Origin of the sequence: Zestosphaera sp., from assembly GCA_038843015.1 — an archaeon.
GTDB lineage: Archaea > Thermoproteota > Thermoprotei_A > Sulfolobales > NBVN01 > Zestomicrobium.
This window is the reverse complement of record JAWBSH010000005.1, coordinates 124675-141881: the sequence shown is the minus strand read 5'-3', so window position 1 is coordinate 141881 and position 17207 is coordinate 124675. Positions and strand designations below refer to the sequence as shown.

Annotated in this window: 19 protein-coding genes; 14 read left to right on the top strand and 5 right to left on the bottom strand. The window is 43.4% G+C overall.

Translation table 11 applies throughout. From position 1 onward, the window contains the following. On the top strand, window positions 1-448 hold a 448-nt coding region (locus QXL29_05350; GenBank protein MEM2284018.1), incomplete at its 5' end, for a hypothetical protein. Between the two features lie 312 nt (window positions 449-760). Here the strand turns inward: QXL29_05350 and QXL29_05345 are convergent. After that, window positions 761-1078, bottom strand: coding sequence for a hypothetical protein (locus QXL29_05345; GenBank protein ID MEM2284017.1), 318 nt, complete (start codon window positions 1076-1078; stop codon window positions 761-763). A 57-nt stretch (window positions 1079-1135) separates the two neighbouring features. Between QXL29_05345 and QXL29_05340 the strand changes: the two genes are divergently transcribed. From QXL29_05340 to QXL29_05325, 4 genes are read left to right on the top strand one after another with little or no spacing between them, the layout of a single operon-like run. Next, on the top strand, window positions 1136-1258 hold the full coding sequence (locus tag QXL29_05340) for a hypothetical protein (protein MEM2284016.1): 123 nt from the start codon (window positions 1136-1138) through the stop codon (window positions 1256-1258). Between the two features lie 25 nt (window positions 1259-1283). After that, window positions 1284-3302: a hypothetical protein gene (locus QXL29_05335; GenBank protein ID MEM2284015.1), complete on the top strand. Its 2019-nt coding sequence runs from the start codon at window positions 1284-1286 to the stop codon at window positions 3300-3302. A 15-nt stretch (window positions 3303-3317) separates the two neighbouring features. After that, entirely contained in the window at window positions 3318-4649 is a 1332-nt protein-coding gene (locus tag QXL29_05330) for a tripartite tricarboxylate transporter permease (protein MEM2284014.1), read from the top strand. Window positions 4650-4655: 6 nt separating this feature from the next. Then, on the top strand, window positions 4656-6050 hold the full coding sequence (locus QXL29_05325) for a metal-dependent hydrolase (GenBank protein ID MEM2284013.1): 1395 nt from the start codon (window positions 4656-4658) through the stop codon (window positions 6048-6050). A gap of 135 nt (window positions 6051-6185) precedes the next feature. On the opposite strand, the gene QXL29_05320 is transcribed toward QXL29_05325, so the two are convergent. Further along, complete coding sequence (locus tag QXL29_05320) at window positions 6186-6635, bottom strand: hypothetical protein (GenBank protein ID MEM2284012.1); 450 nt, start codon at window positions 6633-6635, stop codon at window positions 6186-6188. Between the two features lie 201 nt (window positions 6636-6836). Here QXL29_05320 and QXL29_05315 point away from each other — a divergent pair, with 201 nt between their 5' ends. From QXL29_05315 to QXL29_05300, 4 genes are all read left to right on the top strand, one after another. After that, the gene (locus tag QXL29_05315; protein ID MEM2284011.1) at window positions 6837-7121 is read left to right on the top strand and encodes a hypothetical protein; all 285 of its coding nucleotides are present in this window, start codon (window positions 6837-6839) and stop codon (window positions 7119-7121) included. A gap of 155 nt (window positions 7122-7276) precedes the next feature. After that, on the top strand, window positions 7277-7993 hold the full coding sequence (locus QXL29_05310; GenBank protein ID MEM2284010.1) for a phosphoribosyltransferase family protein: 717 nt from the start codon (window positions 7277-7279) through the stop codon (window positions 7991-7993). 9 nt (window positions 7994-8002) lie between these two features. Next, window positions 8003-8962 (top strand): triphosphoribosyl-dephospho-CoA synthase, encoded by a 960-nt coding sequence (locus QXL29_05305; GenBank protein MEM2284009.1) that lies wholly within the window; start codon window positions 8003-8005, stop codon window positions 8960-8962. Next, complete coding sequence (locus QXL29_05300; GenBank protein ID MEM2284008.1) at window positions 8928-9473, top strand: hypothetical protein; 546 nt, start codon at window positions 8928-8930, stop codon at window positions 9471-9473. The genes QXL29_05305 and QXL29_05300 overlap by 35 nt, the downstream gene beginning before the upstream one ends. 27 nt (window positions 9474-9500) lie before the next feature. On the opposite strand, the gene rimI is transcribed toward QXL29_05300, so the two are convergent. After that, entirely contained in the window at window positions 9501-9977 is a 477-nt protein-coding gene (gene rimI / locus QXL29_05295; GenBank protein MEM2284007.1) for a ribosomal protein S18-alanine N-acetyltransferase, read from the bottom strand. 59 nt (window positions 9978-10036) lie between these two features. Here rimI and coaBC point away from each other — a divergent pair, with 59 nt between their 5' ends. The 3 genes from coaBC to QXL29_05280 all read left to right on the top strand — a co-directional run bounded on the left by coaBC (window position 10037) and on the right by QXL29_05280 (window position 13018). Next, window positions 10037-11287, top strand: coding sequence for a bifunctional phosphopantothenoylcysteine decarboxylase/phosphopantothenate--cysteine ligase CoaBC (coaBC, locus tag QXL29_05290; GenBank protein MEM2284006.1), 1251 nt, complete (start codon window positions 10037-10039; stop codon window positions 11285-11287). Beyond that, entirely contained in the window at window positions 11277-12149 is an 873-nt protein-coding gene (locus QXL29_05285) for a hypothetical protein (GenBank protein MEM2284005.1), read from the top strand. Before coaBC ends, QXL29_05285 begins: the two co-directional genes overlap by 11 nt. An 89-nt stretch (window positions 12150-12238) precedes the next feature. Next, window positions 12239-13018 carry a 4-phosphopantoate--beta-alanine ligase gene (locus QXL29_05280; GenBank protein MEM2284004.1) on the top strand — a complete coding sequence of 260 codons (780 nt, stop codon included), beginning with the start codon at window positions 12239-12241 and terminating at the stop codon, window positions 13016-13018. Window positions 13019-13147: 129 nt separating this feature from the next. Here the strand turns inward: QXL29_05280 and panB are convergent, their stop codons facing one another. Together panB and QXL29_05270 are read right to left on the bottom strand one after the other, a co-directional pair. Further along, entirely contained in the window at window positions 13148-14002 is an 855-nt protein-coding gene (panB, locus tag QXL29_05275; protein ID MEM2284003.1) for a 3-methyl-2-oxobutanoate hydroxymethyltransferase, read from the bottom strand. A 75-nt stretch (window positions 14003-14077) separates the two neighbouring features. After that, entirely contained in the window at window positions 14078-15031 is a 954-nt protein-coding gene (locus tag QXL29_05270; protein MEM2284002.1) for a 2-dehydropantoate 2-reductase, read from the bottom strand. A gap of 87 nt (window positions 15032-15118) precedes the next feature. On the opposite strand from QXL29_05270, the gene QXL29_05265 reads away from it, so the two are divergent. After that, window positions 15119-15865 carry an ABC transporter ATP-binding protein gene (locus tag QXL29_05265; protein MEM2284001.1) on the top strand — a complete coding sequence of 249 codons (747 nt, stop codon included), beginning with the start codon at window positions 15119-15121 and terminating at the stop codon, window positions 15863-15865. Further along, window positions 15862-17091, top strand: coding sequence for an ABC transporter permease subunit (locus QXL29_05260; protein ID MEM2284000.1), 1230 nt, complete (start codon window positions 15862-15864; stop codon window positions 17089-17091). The genes QXL29_05265 and QXL29_05260 overlap by 4 nt, the downstream gene beginning before the upstream one ends. The last annotated feature ends 116 nt before the right edge of the window (window positions 17092-17207 follow it).

Sequence of the window (17207 nt, the reverse complement as noted above, 5' to 3'; positions counted from 1 at the left end):
GAGTTACGCACGCCTACCCTACAGCATCTCACTCATAATCTGTAAAGCAGACCATAAGATAAGCGATAATGAAGTAGTTGCTTACGCCCTAGGCAGAAAAAGGTATGTGGCCTCACACATAATAATCCTGAAAAGCAACGTTAATTACTTGAAAGACAAGTACTTGATGATTTATGTGTTGACCCCGCTAAAACACGATGCTAGTAAAACCGAGATACTCATCAAGAATTTCTCTGAGTTGAAGAGTCTAGGCATTAAAGTGAGGGAAGTAGTATTCGCTAGATCATATTTAGAGAAGTATGGGAGGATACTTAAGCTCAAGAAAGATTTCCGCTACAAACTACTCGAAGAACTAGATATTAGAGTCATGGGGCGTTACGGGTCTTGGGAAGAACTCAGTATTTGCAACATAATCGCAACGACTTCAAGGTCTCGTGTAGAGACGTGAAGCCAATTGCGGCTCTTCCGGGTTTCGTGAGACTTATAGGGTTGATGTGATATTGTGGGTTGAGCCTGCCTACAATGTAGGTAAGTGGTAAAGACTCGAGTAGGTAGGGTATTCAAAGCCAGGATGTGGGGTTTCCCTACAGCAATGAACCAGAGCTAGATGAGGGTGAGCTGTGGGTGGGGTTACCCTGAAAGAGTGGAGACCGATGGCGTGGGCACCGATGAAAAGCGCTTCGAGGTCTATGAAGCCAAGGATCAACAACGAACAACATCAACCAACCTGAAACCCGAACCCCGCCCACTACCCCTGTACTCAAGCTACTTGCGCGTTCCCGAACTCGTTCTCGTCGTAGAAGACAGCTCCTATTAAAGCTATGTCTTTAGTTGCTCCCTCACCTTCGCAGGCGCTAAGGATTAAATCCTCGATTTCCTCGGGCGTGAGTTTTCTTGATACTACAAACTCTACGTTATTTATTATCAGTGTCACTCGCGATTCTCTCGACATGTAGGGTATCACGTAAACTTCTAAACCGTATTCATGAAATAGTTTCTGCGCTGTAATCCAGACCTGCTTAACTAAGTCTTCACCTAAAGGAGACCCATTAGTTACTATTATAACATCTACAGGCAAGTGACTCCCATAAAATAACTTGCTTTATTCTAGAAATTTTTAAAGACATTACCCATATTGCAGCCGAGAACCTCACTCTCTGATGAGAAGAATGCCTGCTTCAGGCTCCTCAGTAGAATTGCTTCTCTCGCATACGACTATCTAGAGGGTCATCCTACAACGAACGTGGAGCAATCTTAATTAATCTCGTCTAGTTTAAGTTATCATGGGGATAACTATAAAAACAGAAAAAGATTTGACTGAGATTGAAAAATATCTGTTTTATCCTGAGACTACTCCCCGTAAGTTGTATGACGTCGGTTTTCTCCGTGTAGTAGCTGTAACCCTAGTCTTAATAGGCTTAACAGGGATATACTTAGTTTCATATTATGCTCCTACGCCGGTAATGCCGATTAGCCAGTTAGTAGGCAACTTCTTAATGAATTACGCGACAGTGTATATAGAGGGTGTAGTTGTAGAGCCTCCTAGAGCAGAGTTGCAGGCGGGAGGTAAAGTCAGGATAACACTCTACGTAAGTGACGGGTCTACGGAGGAGTCTTTCACGATATTTGTTTATGACCCGACCTCAACAGAACTTCTTAAAATGAATAAGGTTCCGATGGTTGGTGACCGAGTGAGAATTCTTGTTCAAGTGAGAGTTAGAGAAGATTTTACGTATGCTTACTTGCAGGACGCGCGCTCAGTCTACATATATGAGAGGCCTGGCGGAGAGCCTGTCTTCGTGAATAACTTAAGTAATGTCTCTCAGTTTCAGTATGTGTGCGCTAACGGCTTAGTCTCAAACCCTAGGATAGTTAGTTCTGGCCTACTACTAAATCTTGACACTAGAGCCGGCAGCGTCACGGTACTCGTGCCTAATATTCTGCAATACATGTACGCGAATAGTGAAGTATTCAGTAGCTTGTGGGGCAGGCTGCAAGTCGCCAGAAATAACGTCACAGTATGTGGTGTTGTCTACTACTATAGAGGAACCTCACCAGAGATAGTTCCGAGAAGTATTGAGGAAATACGTGTTGAGAGTCTCGCAGAAGAAGCTAAAGAAATAGACATAAGTGAGCTTCCCGCTTACGTAGGTAAGTACGTGACACTTACGGGTAGATTAACTAAGCTCGGATATGACTCACCTACGTACATGTACTTGCTTTACCTTTCTAGTGATGAGAGTGGCGCACAAGCAGTGGGTCTCTGTGATAGGTCTACCCTAGTCACGACTATAGATCCCTGGAGTGTTGGTGTTGGGTCAAAACTGAGGGTTTACGGGTTAGTGAGAAGCGAGTCGATCATTGAGTTAATTAACATGTCAGTCATTGAGGTAGTTCAGCCCCCGAGCCTCACGATTAGTGAGGCTTTACAGGAAGCTTACGGAACAATAGTTATTTTGAGGAACGTCATCGTGAGAAACTCTTACACGACGTCAGGCGGGAGCTGGCAGATAGACGTAGAAGACAGTACTGGCTCAATAAGAATCTTCGTGCCTTCAAGCGTTGCTAGAGGAACAGGAATCTCGATTCCAGGAGTGAATACAGTCATCAGTGTTGCTGGTTACAGAGACGTTTACGGGTCTCTTGAGGAGGTAGTTGTTTTCAGCGAAAATGGTATTAGAATTGAAGGTATCACAACACCTACTACGCCGCCACCCACGCCCGCATTCATACCGATAGAAATAAGTCAAGTAAGTCAGTATATCGACAAGAACGTGTCTTTCGTCGGCGTGTTCTCTAAGATAAAGTACGTTAGTGGGGTGTACTACGTTGAGTTTACATCGCTAGACGGTTACTATGCGGTGAACGTGACTATGAGTAGGTCTCAACTAGCAAGTAATATAGATCCCGTGGTCGTCGGTTGGAAATCTGTCTTCAGGATAAACGGCACAGTTCGGGACGCCACGACCGTTACATTATTTAGTGTTAAGTTGATAGAGCTTAAGAGCCCTCTTGTCGTAAGTGTTGAGCAAGCGTTGAGTATTGGGTGGGGAGTGCCAGTAATGTTGATTAATGTTACAGTTGTGAGTTCTCGCTCGACTTCGGGAAATGACTGGCAAATCTACGTGACGGACCCAAGCAATAAAACCATACTGGTGTTTGTTCCGCGTTCAGTAGTTAGTGAACTTGAGTTTAGTTTGCCTACTCAAGGAACTCTCATAACTGTTGCAGGTTATAGAGACGTGTACGGGTCAACTGAGGAGATAATAGTATACAGTGTCAGCGGACTGATAGTAAAATGACGGGGGTGTTACGTGATGGAAGTCTTCATATCCCCGCTTGACGTCCTCTTATGGAGTCTTACTGGCTCAGCATTAGGACTAGTTTTTTCTTGGATGCCTGGCTTCCACATATACAATCTGCTAGCTTTAGTTGTTTTGCTAGCGCCTAGCTTCATAACCCTTAATCCCTACGCGTTACCTTACTTTGCTTTAGGCGCTGTAATAGCGTTCTCGTTCGCCAGTTCCATAGCGTCAACGTATCTTAGTGTAGCTGACGAGTCTATGATGCTCATGCTGTTTCCTAGCCAGAGATACTTGATGTTGGGTAAGGGTCATAAGGTAGTCTTACTATACTTAATCGGTGCACTCGGTGGCGCGTTATTCTTAAGCGTGTTTAGCTTGACGATCGGGATTTACGTTATGCCAGTAGTATACAACTTGTTTAGCCCCTACTATACGTGGGTACTTGTCGCGGTGGTTTTATTTCTGTTCTTAAGTGAGTGGCCTAAAGAAGGAGATAGGGAGGAGACAGGTTTTAAGAGACTTTTAGTTGCGTGGAGGCAAATACTTGGCGGGGTTTTCGTGTTCTTCACGTCAGGCATTTTAGGCTTCATAACTACCTACACGGGTTTGCTACCTGTTGAAGCTGCTTACGCGAGGCTAACCCCACTCTTCATAGGTTTCTTCGGCATGTCATGGGTTATTAGAAACCTCTTATCAAGGAAGACCCTACCCAAGCAAGACACTAGAGACTCTGTAGAGACTCACTTTACGGCCGTAGTGAATGGTGTCGCGTCAGGAGTTATAGGTGGGGGGATAGCTGCGTTCTTTCCGGTCATAACTGGCGGCATGGGTGCCTTGATAGGAGGTCATATAGCTAGTGGGAAGGGCGATGATACGTTCGTAGTCAGTCAGGGAGCTGCTCGTGTCATCTACTACGTTGGTGCTTTATTCCTTCTTTTCATGCCTACAGCTAGAGTTACTAGAGGTGCTGTGGCTTGGTTGATTGGCAGCATCTACACGCCTAAAACCTGGTTTGAGTTTTATTACGCTGGATTCACTATAATTTTAGTGGCCGCGATCTCCTTCATAGCTACTCTCTACATCTCTAAAGCTGTTTCTAGACTCCTCTCAGTGATTAGCTACGTTCACGTATCGCTGGTCGTCGCGGTATTTCTCGTTTTGCTGACTTACCTCATAACAGGTCCCGTAGGTATTCTATTACTTGCTGTCGCGACAGCGCTGGGCTTCACAGCGCAAGTCTTTAATACTAGGATTAGCTACTGCTTAGGAGCACTGATCTTGCCAGTACTACTTAATATGACTGGAACTTCAGGCATGCTGCTCAACCTACTAGGCAGTAGGTGAGGTGACGTGAGGGGCTGGACACACTACCTCTCAGGTCTTGCGATGTCTACCTTCTTTACCCCACTACTTGAAGACCTGGCTAGAGGGATTTTATGGCCTGTAATAACAGGATTCTACGCCTACTTGCCAGACTTCATAGACTTTAAGTTTAGGAGGTTCTTATGGAGACGTGACGTATTAGTAGATCCAGCGCCGCAAGACAGTGAATTGAGAGTGTCTCCGCGAAGAATACTGATCAGCAAGTTAAGACCTGAGAATAGATGGCAGTTCTACTACATAGAAGGTGTTGTGAAGGCCGTGACAACACACAGCGAAGAACTTACTGAGTTCGTAGTAGAGGACGACTCTGGAGAGATTAGAGTTGTTGCTAAGTATGAGGACTGTCAGAGACTAAAGGAAATCATTGGTGACGAGTTAAGCGTGGGTATGAGGGTTAGGGTTCCAGGCTACATGGACGTCGACGCTGAGGGCAACCCGTACTGGAATGTTGCTGACGCTCCCCACCCAAACTATATTGCCGGGTTAGTAGCTAAAGCTATTGATTTAGCTTACGAGACTGGCAAGAGAGTTACTGTGAAGATCTATAACATAAGAATGCCGGGAGACGTCTACAGAAGATTTCTCATTCATTATGATTCTTCTAATAAGAAGATACGTGTTTTGATGGGGCCTTTAGTATCTACTGGGGGCTTGCCAGTCGAGAATACTGGAGTCCCCTACTATAGGGCGCTTGGCGAGGCTAGCACGAAACACCCCTTCAAGAAAGTTTATCCTAGACCGACTATAATTGACGCGTTTAGTGGTCCAGAGATAGGCTTCGTCAAGAACTCTGAGGAGGGAGTAGTTGAGGAAGAATTCATACCTTGGCACAGAGGCTTTACTCACAGCTTTACCGCGGGTTTCATATTCTCGATTTTCTTAATCCCTATACTGCTTTTCTTAGGTTACGGGAATTACCTCTACTTGACTCTAGCAGCCATGCTGGGGTATTGGATGCACGTGATAGAAGATCAGATGGGGATGATGGGTTCGGTCTTGTTACCGCCAATAACTAAAAAGAGAGTTCCAGGCCTCATGATAGGTCCTCGAATGCCTGCCGCGATGAACTTCGCTACGAACTGGGCGATGATATCTTTAATTGTGTGGAATTTGAACAGGAGTCTTCCATCAATATCTCCCGGCTTCCCTAAAATCATAGACTTAACTAAATTTACGGGGTCGCTAGTACCTGATGTAGTAGCAGATCTCGCGTTGTTAGTGATATTGTTGACTCCCACAATACTTATCTACGTATTCGGGGTCATAGATAGAGCTAAGTTCATCAAGTTGCTGAAGGAGCAGATACGTGAAAAAGAACTTGAAGAACTCATAGATGAGATGGAAGAAGTAGGTGGTTTTTAATTATTGAGTACCTGAAAACTCTTTATTCTAGAGAAAAACCAACTCTTGAATTTACTAAAACATTACCTGACTTGATAGAAGTATTAAGCCGCTTCGAGATAATACGAGGACGTGCTGGAGATTCTTGCATAAGGATTAATTTACTGCAGTACTTGATAATTTCTTGCTTCTAGCTTCTTTTAAGTATTGTATTGCTGCTGAGATACTTCCTCTAGCTTCTATTAAGGGCCCCCACTTCACTCTGAATTTCTTTGGTGATAGCGGTCTTACCCTCTTTTTTATCTTTCTAGGTATGTATGTTGCTTCCATATCTTTAAGTCCGAAAGTGCCGTCTATCATCTCAACTACTAAGTCTTTATCTATTAATTTTAATAGAGTCTTCCTCAACCTGTCCTCTCCTACGAGACCACTTAATTCTTTTCTTAATTCTTTCCAAGTTAGTGGCCTGCCTCTACTCTCAATAATTGAGAGCACTATTTCTTCAAGTTCTTCATCACTAGGAGCTTTCATAACCATTATTTCCTCGTCCTCGTAAATAATCTTCGGTTTCTTCCTAACATCCTTAAAAGTGTTGACTTTCTCCAATATCTCACCCCGATAATAATAGGGGGCTCGTTGCATATAAACTTAAGCTTTAAACATTATTAACGTCGTTAAAGAAGAAACGTAATACCTTAGTAGCGTCAAGACTAATTTTGAGTTCTTTAGATCTGGAGGAGAACTCATGTAAGTGTAGGTAAGTCCTTAAAAGTAAGGTGTTTAACAAGATATAGTCTGGTGGTTTAAGTGAGGTCTTTAACTCTAGTAGCTGAGATACCTCCTCAAAAAAGTGAGGTCTACATGAAGAAACTAATCAAAATCAAGAACTACATTACAGAAGAGATAGGTATTAGTGTTTCTTTAGTTGTTGTAGCGACTAGCGAGCAGCCTAGGCTGATAGTCTATGACGAAGTAATTAACTTAAACGAAAGCTTTACTAACATACTGAAAGCAATAACTAAAGAACTAGCTAATGACTTAGGAGACCCGAACTTCCTGGAAAAAGCTGTAGGGGGTGCTAAGCCTAGCTAGTGACTCACAGTCGCCTTAAAGAACTGTCTTTAATAATTGACGAGTTAGTAGATTACGAGTTAAGAACGCAAAGCAATATTTCAACGCATTAATTAATTTGTAGTATTAATGGCCTTGATTTATTAAGGTTTGAATTAATACAATTATTGAAAGAGGTGTATGAGTTGCTTACTGACATACGTTTAATGGCTGTTGAGTTGCTGAGGGCATATAAGAAGATCCTAAAATATAAAGAGCTGGAAGAACTGACCGGACTTTCAGCGCCGGGTCTCTGGAGATATATCAATAAGCGCATACGCCCTACTAAAGAGAGATCAATAGAGTTGTTTGAGTTATTAACGAACCAACGCATAGTTGAAGAGATACTTAGGAATAAGCTGGTAGAGGTGGGTGACAACATAATTAACTTATCCCCCATAATATATGAAGTGCCTATTCTGAAGATACTTTCTTACGTTGCTTACAAAGAGTTCTACCGATATAATGTGAATGCAGTAGTCACTGTTGAGGTCGACGGCATACCTTTAGGGGTGATGATAGCAGACATACTTGAGTCTAAGTTAGTTATCGTCAGGAAAAGGCCTGAAGTGGGAGTCAAGAATTACAACCAAGTAAGCTATATAGCGAGAGACCCCCCAGCAGTAATTACTCTCTTCATGCCGTCAGAATCTCTTAAAGTAGGTGATAGAGTCTTAATAGTTGATGACTTACTCAATAGTGGGAGAACTTCCTCAGCTCTCGTGAAGCTGATACGCATGAGTGGAGCCACGCCCGTAGGCTTATTCTCTATAGTAGCTATAGGGGAGAAGTGGCGTGAGTTGTTAGAGAACGAAATAGACAAAATACACGTTGTATTAAAGCTTGGCAGATAAACCTAGTTAGTGAGTGAGTTGGGAGGAGTATTTCAAGACACGTTATTTAAGACCAGAGTAAACGTGGTAATAGATATATTCTCGACATCAATACTTTTAGAAGCTTTAGCTCCCTTCAAGCTAAGCACAGTCAGCGGGTATAAGAGCGTGAAAGACTTAAACATAATTCACTTCGTGTACACCCCTAACGTTCTGAGACCCTCGCTGGAGGAGACTGCTAGAGACGCGATCACTAGCAAAGACCTCAGGTTAGGCTCGTACTTGCTAAAGTATGTCGAGAGTGCCAGCACTCACCCGCTCCTCAAGACCAACACTGCTTTCGGGTACTTAATGCTCGCGTCCCCCCTCCTTTACGTGGTAATTAAGGCTCTAGTGTGTGGTGATTCAATAGCTGCCGTAGACAAAGTAGTTACTAAGTATCACCAAGTAATTATTGATGGACTTAAGAAAGAGACTCACAAGGATTTCTATCTGGCGTTAAAGAAAGCCTCGATAAGTCACTTAGGCGAGTATTTCGGGAGGATACCCTCAGTTAACGTTGAAACTGACTCGGCACTAAAGAACTTCAGTTTGTGGGATGTTTTGAAAGACTCTATGTACTTGGACGTAGTTAGTCATGAGATAGTGACGGGCTTCAAGAGAGTTCTGGGAGTTCATGAAAGTCTACTTGAAGAAAAGCCTACCCTAAGTACACTATTAGGCTCTGTCACGACAACGCATACGAAGGTGCTCTCAAGCAACCTAGATACTTTAGTGCTTAAAAGCAAGAACCTCAACAGCGCCCTACTACTCAAGCATTTATCTGTTCTAAGAGCCAGTATCGGTGAAGAGGTGTGGGAACGTATAGACAACTACGTTAGGGAGAACGAGTTAAATCCTGGAAGTACTTCAGACATAGTTGCTGCTGGCTTGGCATTATATCAGGTGAGTACCTATGTTACTCAGAATACTGAACGGAGCACGACTTAAACTCTCAAGAGAGCTCTACTCTCACGTAGACAGTAGTGTGAGTGCTTACGTTTTCGTGGGAGCACCTAGAATACCCCTATACTACGTGAGTTCAGTCCTCAAAAACTTCTTTATAGTGACTAGCAAGCATGACGACATATACGTAACCAAGACTGCCAGAAATTTAGGTGCTTTACTAGACGCCCGCTTAACTGACTTAGGTGATTACCTGATAGCAGGTGTAGGAGGTATAGACCCCTGGCACGCTATCTCGAGACTACGTGTATTGTTAAGTAATCAGTCAAGAAAAAGAATCTTGCTCTTTTCTTACTTTCCCGCCTACGGCTTATGCGACTTCGTGCCGGAGTTTGGGGTTAGGTCGGGACTACCAGAACTCAAAGATTTCCTAGATTATGTTAAGCCGTACGTATTTGTTAGCTCAAGCAACTCTGAGTGCTACACAAGCTATGGTGGAATTAGGGTCTACTCATTAGGTAGAGATACTCTCTTCTTAGACTTGAAACTTACTTGAGTATCGGAGAGTTTTCGGCTCAAGAACTTAAACTTCTCTAGCCATTAACCAAGCGTCTTCACCGTCAAGATAGTAAAACCTTATTCTCTGGACTTTTTTAAAGCCGAGCTTCTCATACAGCTTGATGGCTGACTCATTACTCACTCTAACCTCAAGATAGACTTCACTAACTTTATAGAATTCTTTTAATTTCCTCAGCGCCTCAACCATGAGAGAGTATCCTATGCCCCTACCCCTGTAGTCTGGGTGGACAGCTATGCTTATTATGTGTCCTAGTTTCTTAAGTAGTGATTTATTGATATAGCCTAGGCCTCTCTCAACCCTACACATAACGTACCCTACTACCTTAGAGTCTAAGTCAGCTACTAAGAAAGCTTCACCCCACATCTCTAAGTGGTGTCTCCAGAAGTCTTCAGGGTAGTGTTCTTTGAGTGATATCATGTTAATGTTTATGACTTCCAGAAGGTCTTCAGGCTTTGCTTTTCTTATGTGTACTGAGGTCACCTTAAAGACCCTAGAATAATTATTATTTTAGTATTTTAATTATGTTTGGATGAGTAATGTTGAAAGAGCTAGAGTCTCACCCGGCAGACGAGATTAGAGGTAGTGTCTCAAACCACTTAAGTAATGTTAAGATAGGCTTCGGGCTTACAGGCTCAGTAGCTATTTACAGAGTTATTGACGTTATGCGTGAGTTAGTCAGGAGAGGTGCGGACGTGTACGCTGTTATGTCTAAAGCAGCTACGGAATTACTAAACCCTACTTTAGTTGAGTGGGCTGTTGGTAGTAGAGTCTTAACAGAATTTAGGGGGGAGGTAGGTCATGTTTCTTTAGGTAGAGAAGTGTCTTCTTTCGCGATAGCCCCTGCTACGGCAGACATCATAAGTAAGTTAGCTCACGGCGTGTGTGATAATCCCGTCTCACTAACCGCTGTAAACGTGTTAGGTCTTGGAAAACCTGTCGTGGTAGTGCCTGCTATGCATTCAGGTCTGTGGTACTCGCCGCCAATAAACGAAGCAATGAAGAAGCTTGAAGAATTCGGTGTAGTAGTAGTTCCGCCAGACATCTCCAACACGAGAGCTAAACTGCCAGAGAACGACGACATTATTGCGGCCATAGAAGCATCAACGTTAAGAGGTAGAGACTTAAGAAATATTAAAATCCTAGTAACTGCTGGGCCTACGAGAGAGTACCTAGACCGCGTGAGATTCTTGACTAACGCTAGTTCTGGTAAGATGGGTATAGCCATAGCTAGGGAAGCGTACTTCCGCGGAGCAGACGTAACATTAGTTCACGGACCTCTATCGACTAAGAAGCCACACTACGTAAGGAGCATTAGCGTTACCACCACCGAGGAGATGCTTGACGCAGTATTAAGTGAGGTTAAGAACAGGAAGTATGACGTGGTTGTACTAGCCGCAGCACCTGCTGACTTCAGGTTTAAGAAGTATGTTGAGGGAAAGATCAAATCTGAAGTAGGGTTCTTATCTGTCGAACTAGAAGCTACGCCGAAGATATCGCTAAGTATAAGAAAAGAATTTTCAGGTCTCCTAGTAGGTTTCGCGGCTGAAGCGGCTGAAGGAGAAGTAAGTAAGTTAGCTGAGCTAGCTCTAGAGAAACTAGAGAAGAGAAGTTTTGACGTTATAGTAGCTAACGACATTAGCAGGAGTGATGTAGGCTTCACAGTCGACTATAACGAAGTACTCTTAATCAGTAAGAAAGGGCGTAAAGAGTTAGTAAGTAAGTCTCTTAAGGAAGTAGTAGCTAGGAAAATACTAGACTTGATTAAAGAGGAACTCAGAAATGCGTATTAAGATACCGTTACACATATCCGGTTTTTGGGTTCCGCACGTAACTAATAATCCGTTAACGACAGGCTCTTTAGGAGCTGGGATAACCCTAGAACCACCTGTTGAGGCGGAAATCAAGAAAGACGCTCTTAAGGATGAAGTACTAGTTAACTCTAGCGTCCTCAAGCATGACATTGTGAACGTAGTGAAGAGAATAGTTGGTGCGGACAGAGTCTACGCTGAAATAACTTCCCCGTCACATCTTGGGGAAGGCTTAGGGTTTAGTGCCGCTCTCTCTATAGTGATAGCGGCGTCAGCACTAAGTAATTTAGGGAAGCCCCTAACGCTGAACAGGGTGGGTGTCATAGCACACGAAGCTGAAGTGTCGTTGATGACTGGATTAGGCGACGTAGTCGCAGAATTACGTGGTGGGGGCCTAGTAGTTAGGCTTAAGCCAGGAGCTCCGGGAGTGAGTGAGTTGGATGTAGTTCCAGTAAGAGATTCTATCAGTATAATTCCATGCATCATTAGGAGAGAGATGACGACACCACAGATGCTCAGAGATTACTGGAGCTCAATAAAAGAAGCTGGTGAGAGAGCTTTCAGGAAGTTTATCGCAGAACCGACCTTCGACAGATTTCTTGAGTTGAGTGTCGAGTTTAGTAGGGCAGTATTCATGAGTAAAGAAACAGAAGAGAAACTTAGAGAAACTCTTCACAAACATCTAAGCTCTGGGGGCGTGATAACGTACTTCATTAAGAAAGGTACTCTAGTAGTGATTTCAGACAAACCAGATGAGGAACTCATGAGCGTTTTAAGAAGAAGTTTCAGCAGAGTCTTAGGGGTCTTTAAGCTAACTCACGAAGGTGCCTCAATAAAAATATAAATCTCACTGACTTCCTAACTTAACGAACCTCACGCGCTAGTAGGTATTTAGGACTCTATACTAGTGTTAATGTGGAGGTGTGAGCTTAGTTGGAGGTTAACATACCGCCCACGCACCCCAGGTACAAGTCACTCCTGATAAGAGAGAAGTTAATTAAGGGTTTTGAAGAAGGGTATGTTGCTATGGCTGGGTTAATAGCTCACGGAAGGGGGGAGTGTTTTGATTACTTAATAGGTGAGGTAACTATAGAACCGGCAGTGAGAGCCATAGAGGCTGCTGTAGCCGCCCTACTACTATCTAATAATCCCGTGATTTCAGTCAACGGTAATGTCGCTGCCTTAGTTCCTGGGGAAATAGTTAAGTTAGCTGAAGCCGTTAACGCTAAACTAGAAGTCAATTTGTTTTATAGGAGTGAGGATCGTGTAGCGAAGATAGCTGAGGTTCTCAGAGCTCACGGCGCGCATGAGGTACTTGGCGTAGACGACGCTATCGCTGAAATACCTGAGCTTATGAGTGAGAGAAGAAAAGTGAGTCCTAGGGGAATATTGATAGCAGACACTGTATTAGTACCTCTTGAAGACGGTGATAGAACTGAAGCTTTGAGGAGACTTGGCAAGACTGTCATAGCAATAGATCTCAATCCTCTTTCTAGAACTGCTAGGGCAGCTTCTATAACGATAGTTGATAATGTTGTCAGGGCAGTGCCTAAAATGATTGAGTATGCTCAGAAATTAAGTTCTACTCCCAGAAAAGACCTCTCTAAGATACTGGAGAGATACGATAATAACCTGATCTTAGCTGAGGTACTCAAGCATATAATGAATAGGCTAGAAGAACTCTCGAAATCTGACCTGTTAATTAGGTGTTGAGTCAAACTAGGAAAGTGGGTAAGAGCTCTTGCTCGCGACACTAACTTTTGTGAGTCTGTAAGCACGAGATAATTCTTTGAATGTGGAAACTGCGTGAAGCTCAGAATTGTTCTCACGCGAAGCTTCTACTTAGTCTTTCTTCACGACTCCTAAGCGCTCTTTAAATTTCTTTAGCTCGTCTTCACTCATTCCCCAGAATTCGTTAGGTCCTGGAAAGACGCCTTTTCTCACGTCTTCAGCGTATCTGCTTAAAGCTCTCTGTATCTCGTTATATAAGTCGGCATATTTCCTGACGAAGGGTGGTGGTGTGGGGTTTATCCCTAGGAGATCATGAATTACTAGTATTTGCCCGTCACATTCTGCGCCGGCACCTATGCAGATAGTAGGTACTTTAGTCGCGCGAGTCACTTCCGCAGCTACCTGCCAAGTCGTGTACTCGATAACTATTGAGAAGACTCCCGCGTCTTGGAGAGCCTTAGCTGACTCAAGAATGCTTAGAGCGTCCTCAACATTCTTACCTCTAAGTTTGTAGCCGCCTAGCATTAAGTATCTTTGTGGGTTGAGTCCTATATGACCCATTACTGGTATGCCTACTCTAGTCAGGGCCTCCACGATCTCCGAGACTTCTGAACCCCCTTCTATTTTAACCGCGTCTGCTCCCATCTTGATTAGTTCTCCAGCATTTCGGATGGCTTCAGTCTTGCTAACCTCGTAAGATAGGAAAGGCATGTCACCCACTACTAGAGCTCTGGGTCTCGCGTTCACTACCGCCTTAAGGTGATGCTTCACTTCATCAAGAGTGACTGGTAACGTTGAAGAATAGCCCATTACGACCATCCCAAGAGAATCTCCCACAAGTAAGCCGTCAATACCTGCCTTATCAGCTAAGAGCGCATCATAGTAAGAGTACGCGGTAACCATCACTATCTTCTCGCCGAGCTTCTTTTTCTTCAGAAAATCGTGCGGGTAAATCTTGGAACTCATTCACATCCTATAACTAAGACTTTCAAAGAGTTAATAATATTGAGGTTAACCTAGCTGATCAGTTTCGGTCAAGACTTACTCTAAGGCAACACTCTTAAGGAATTCTTTATATTTGATCATTAACCACAAAACCTCATTGACGGGTGTAGGCACGCCTACTTCTCTTCCCCTCACGACCACCTCGCCATTTATGTAGTCGATCTCTGTTTTCTTCTTATGCATTATGTCTTGAAGCATTGACGAGTAGTTTTCTCCAGTTGCTTTAGCTACTCTCATTACTTCTCCTAGGGGGTCTGTAGGCATCTTTACTCCGTATTTCTCAGCCACCTCCTGAACTTCTGCTACTACCATCGCGGCTATCCTAGAGAGGTTTTCATCAATTGCTATAAACTTGTTCTTCACCTCGTATAAGGCGGTTAGAGGATTTATGGCTGCATTAACAGCTAGTTTAAGCCATCTATAAGGCTCTATATCTTCAACTACCTGAACGTGAAGGTCTTTAAGTAAAGATGCTACAGAGGATAGCACTTCTTTTGGAACGCCTTTACTACCTAAATAACTAGTAGATCCGCCAATCCACTTGAATTCTTGAAGCCCTATCCTAAACACTCCATGATTTAGCACTATAGTGGCTGTTCTTTCAGGACCTAAGATCTTGAGTGCTTCCTCGTAAGACCTTAAGCCATTTTGGCACGTTACTAAAACACCCTCATCTCTTAAATACTCTTTTACAGTCTTGATAGCCTCTAAGGAATCATAAGCTTTAGTAGCTATTAGTATTAAGTCAAATAAATCAAGCATCCTTAGGTCTTCGTAAGATATGAAGTAAGACCCTCCAAGCCTCAGTAAAGAACCTTCAGCAGTAAATATTTTGACTCCTTCCCTCTTAAGAAACTCTAAGTGTTGAGGGTTCCTAACTAACACGTGAGCACTTAATCTCGCACCCGAGTTAATTAACGCGTAAGTTAATAAGACTCCTACATTCCCGCCACCAACTACGAGAACATTTTTGAAGTGCTTGCTCGCCATTAATGAAGTCCTCCTAATACTCTCATGAATGTATCTTTAGTCAGGATATTAAGCTATTAAAACATAGAGTATCTCGGGTTAGCGAGGATGTCTAGCACGAGTAAAGTAGTGTCTGTGCAGGGGGTAGTGAAGAATTTTGGGAAGATTAGAGCTCTTGATGGGGTAAGCGTAGAGATTGATGAGGGACTTATCTTCGGGTTGATAGGTCCTAACGGTGCTGGCAAGACTACCTTACTCAGGATCTTAGCTACCCTACTTAAACAGGATGAAGGTACTGTCAGAGTACTTGATTACAGCTTACCCGAGAATAGAGTCTTAATCAGGAGGTACATATCTTACTTGCCTGAAGACGCTGGACTCTACTCGCGCTTGACTGGCTGGGAGAACCTCTACTACTACGCGATGCTTTACTACGGTAAAACTACTAAAGCGTTAGAAGTTGCTGAAGTAGGTGCTAAGATTTCTGGCTTGAGTGAGCGAGACCTCAACAGGAGAACCTCAGAATATAGTAAGGGGATGGTTAGGAGGGTAGCTATAGCGAGGACCTTAATGATAGGTTCTAAGCTAGTCATATTAGATGAGCCTACATCAGGTCTTGACGTGTTCTCAGCGTACGCGATACGTAAGATTCTCAAAGAATACTCTAGGAGCAACTCAGTCACGATAATCCTCTCATCACATAACATGATTGAAGTTGAAGACTTGTGTGATGAGGTAGCTCTAATAAACAAAGGACGCATAGTAGTTCAGGGTCCTCCGAAAGACTTGATACGCGCGTACGGTAGCAAGAACCTCGAGGAAGTCTTCATAAGCTTGGCTGGTGAAGAGTCATGAATCCCGTCTACGTAGTTATTTGGAAAGAACTTAAAGACATGCTACGCGATATACGCACTTTAGCAGTGATTGCTTTCCTGCCACTCTTTATACTCCCACTCATGAGCTTAACCTCAATTTATGCTCAAGGACTTCAGCCAGGTTATGTAGCAGTAATCAACTACGACAGTTCTTCAGGCAACCTAGGAGGAGTTAATATAACTTCTGAAGACTTCTTAAGAGAAGTTAGTGGGGCTCTAGAGAAGTACGGCTTTCATGTGTTATACGGCGCTGCTAGCAACGTAGATGCTACAATCATAATTAGGGAGGGGTTCGCGAAAAACCTAACCTCACTGACTGACAGAGCTAGACTAGAGCTCATCAAGACTTTAGGGTCTAGCAAGGCGGACCAAGTAGAGAGTATCATATCGAACGTAATTAACGACTTGAATTTTAGGCTAGCTTCACTCAAGGTGATTGAGTTAAGTAGTGTTGCTGGAGTAAACGTCTCTGTAGATTCTGTTTTAAGACCTGTTGAAGCTCGAGTAAGTGTTGTGGGGGTTGGCGGCGCACCTGTTAGTTACGAGGAAGCACTCAAGGTCTACATTTCGAGGTTTCTTTCTTTCAGCCTCATATTCGTTACTACCCCCTCAACAGCTTACATAACAGACTCTGTGATAGGTGAGAAGGAGAGGAAGACTTTAGAAGCTCTGTTAAGTACGCCAGTGCCCAGGCACGCTCTAATACTAGGTAAAGTAGTCTCGACGTCCCTAATAGGGTTGCTCACAGGCTTCACTAACGCTTTAGGGCTTCTTTTGTTTGCTTACGTGCCTTCACTAGTTTACGGAGTCAACTTGTTCTTCTTGATCCCAGGGAGTGTCATGCTAGCTCACTTCATAGCTATATACTTCTCTGTCTTAAGTTCTCTCGCTCTAGTGACTCCCGCGGTGATTAGGTCTGGGAGCTACAGAGCTGCTCAAGCATCTTCGATGGTGATAATTAGTGTCGCCACTATAGTGTTCTTCATATCTTTATACGTAGATATCGAACAACTCAACGAAACCTATAAGTGGATACTATACCTAGTACCCTACACGCACGCGTCTTTATTCATAAAATTCGTTGCTCTCGGCATGCTGAATAACGCGTTAACACACTTAGTAGCTCTCTTGCTAGTTATTCTGTGCTTAATGTATATTTCAATAAAGCTTTTCAGCGAAGAACGCATAATTTATGGGAGGACCTGAACACCCTCTTTCTTTTACGGGTAGGTGAGCATGTTTGACACACTTACAATATAATATCTTCTTCACAGTCTTAATCGCGTCATTTGTGCCGGGCTATGACGGCTTATCTTTATTAT

Coding starts and splice junctions, on each gene's coding strand:
- QXL29_05335 (MEM2284015.1), top strand. CDS start 1,284: ATGGGGATAACTATAAAAACAGAAAAAGATTTGACTGAGATTGAAAAA.
- QXL29_05330 (MEM2284014.1), top strand. CDS start 3,318: ATGGAAGTCTTCATATCCCCGCTTGACGTCCTCTTATGGAGTCTTACT.
- QXL29_05300 (MEM2284008.1), top strand. CDS start 8,928: ATGTTACTCAGAATACTGAACGGAGCACGACTTAAACTCTCAAGAGAG.
- QXL29_05285 (MEM2284005.1), top strand. CDS start 11,277: ATGCGTATTAAGATACCGTTACACATATCCGGTTTTTGGGTTCCGCAC.
- panB (MEM2284003.1), bottom strand. CDS start 14,002: ATGAGTTCCAAGATTTACCCGCACGATTTTCTGAAGAAAAAGAAGCTC.
- QXL29_05270 (MEM2284002.1), bottom strand. CDS start 15,031: ATGGCGAGCAAGCACTTCAAAAATGTTCTCGTAGTTGGTGGCGGGAAT.
- QXL29_05265 (MEM2284001.1), top strand. CDS start 15,119: ATGTCTAGCACGAGTAAAGTAGTGTCTGTGCAGGGGGTAGTGAAGAAT.
- QXL29_05260 (MEM2284000.1), top strand. CDS start 15,862: ATGAATCCCGTCTACGTAGTTATTTGGAAAGAACTTAAAGACATGCTA.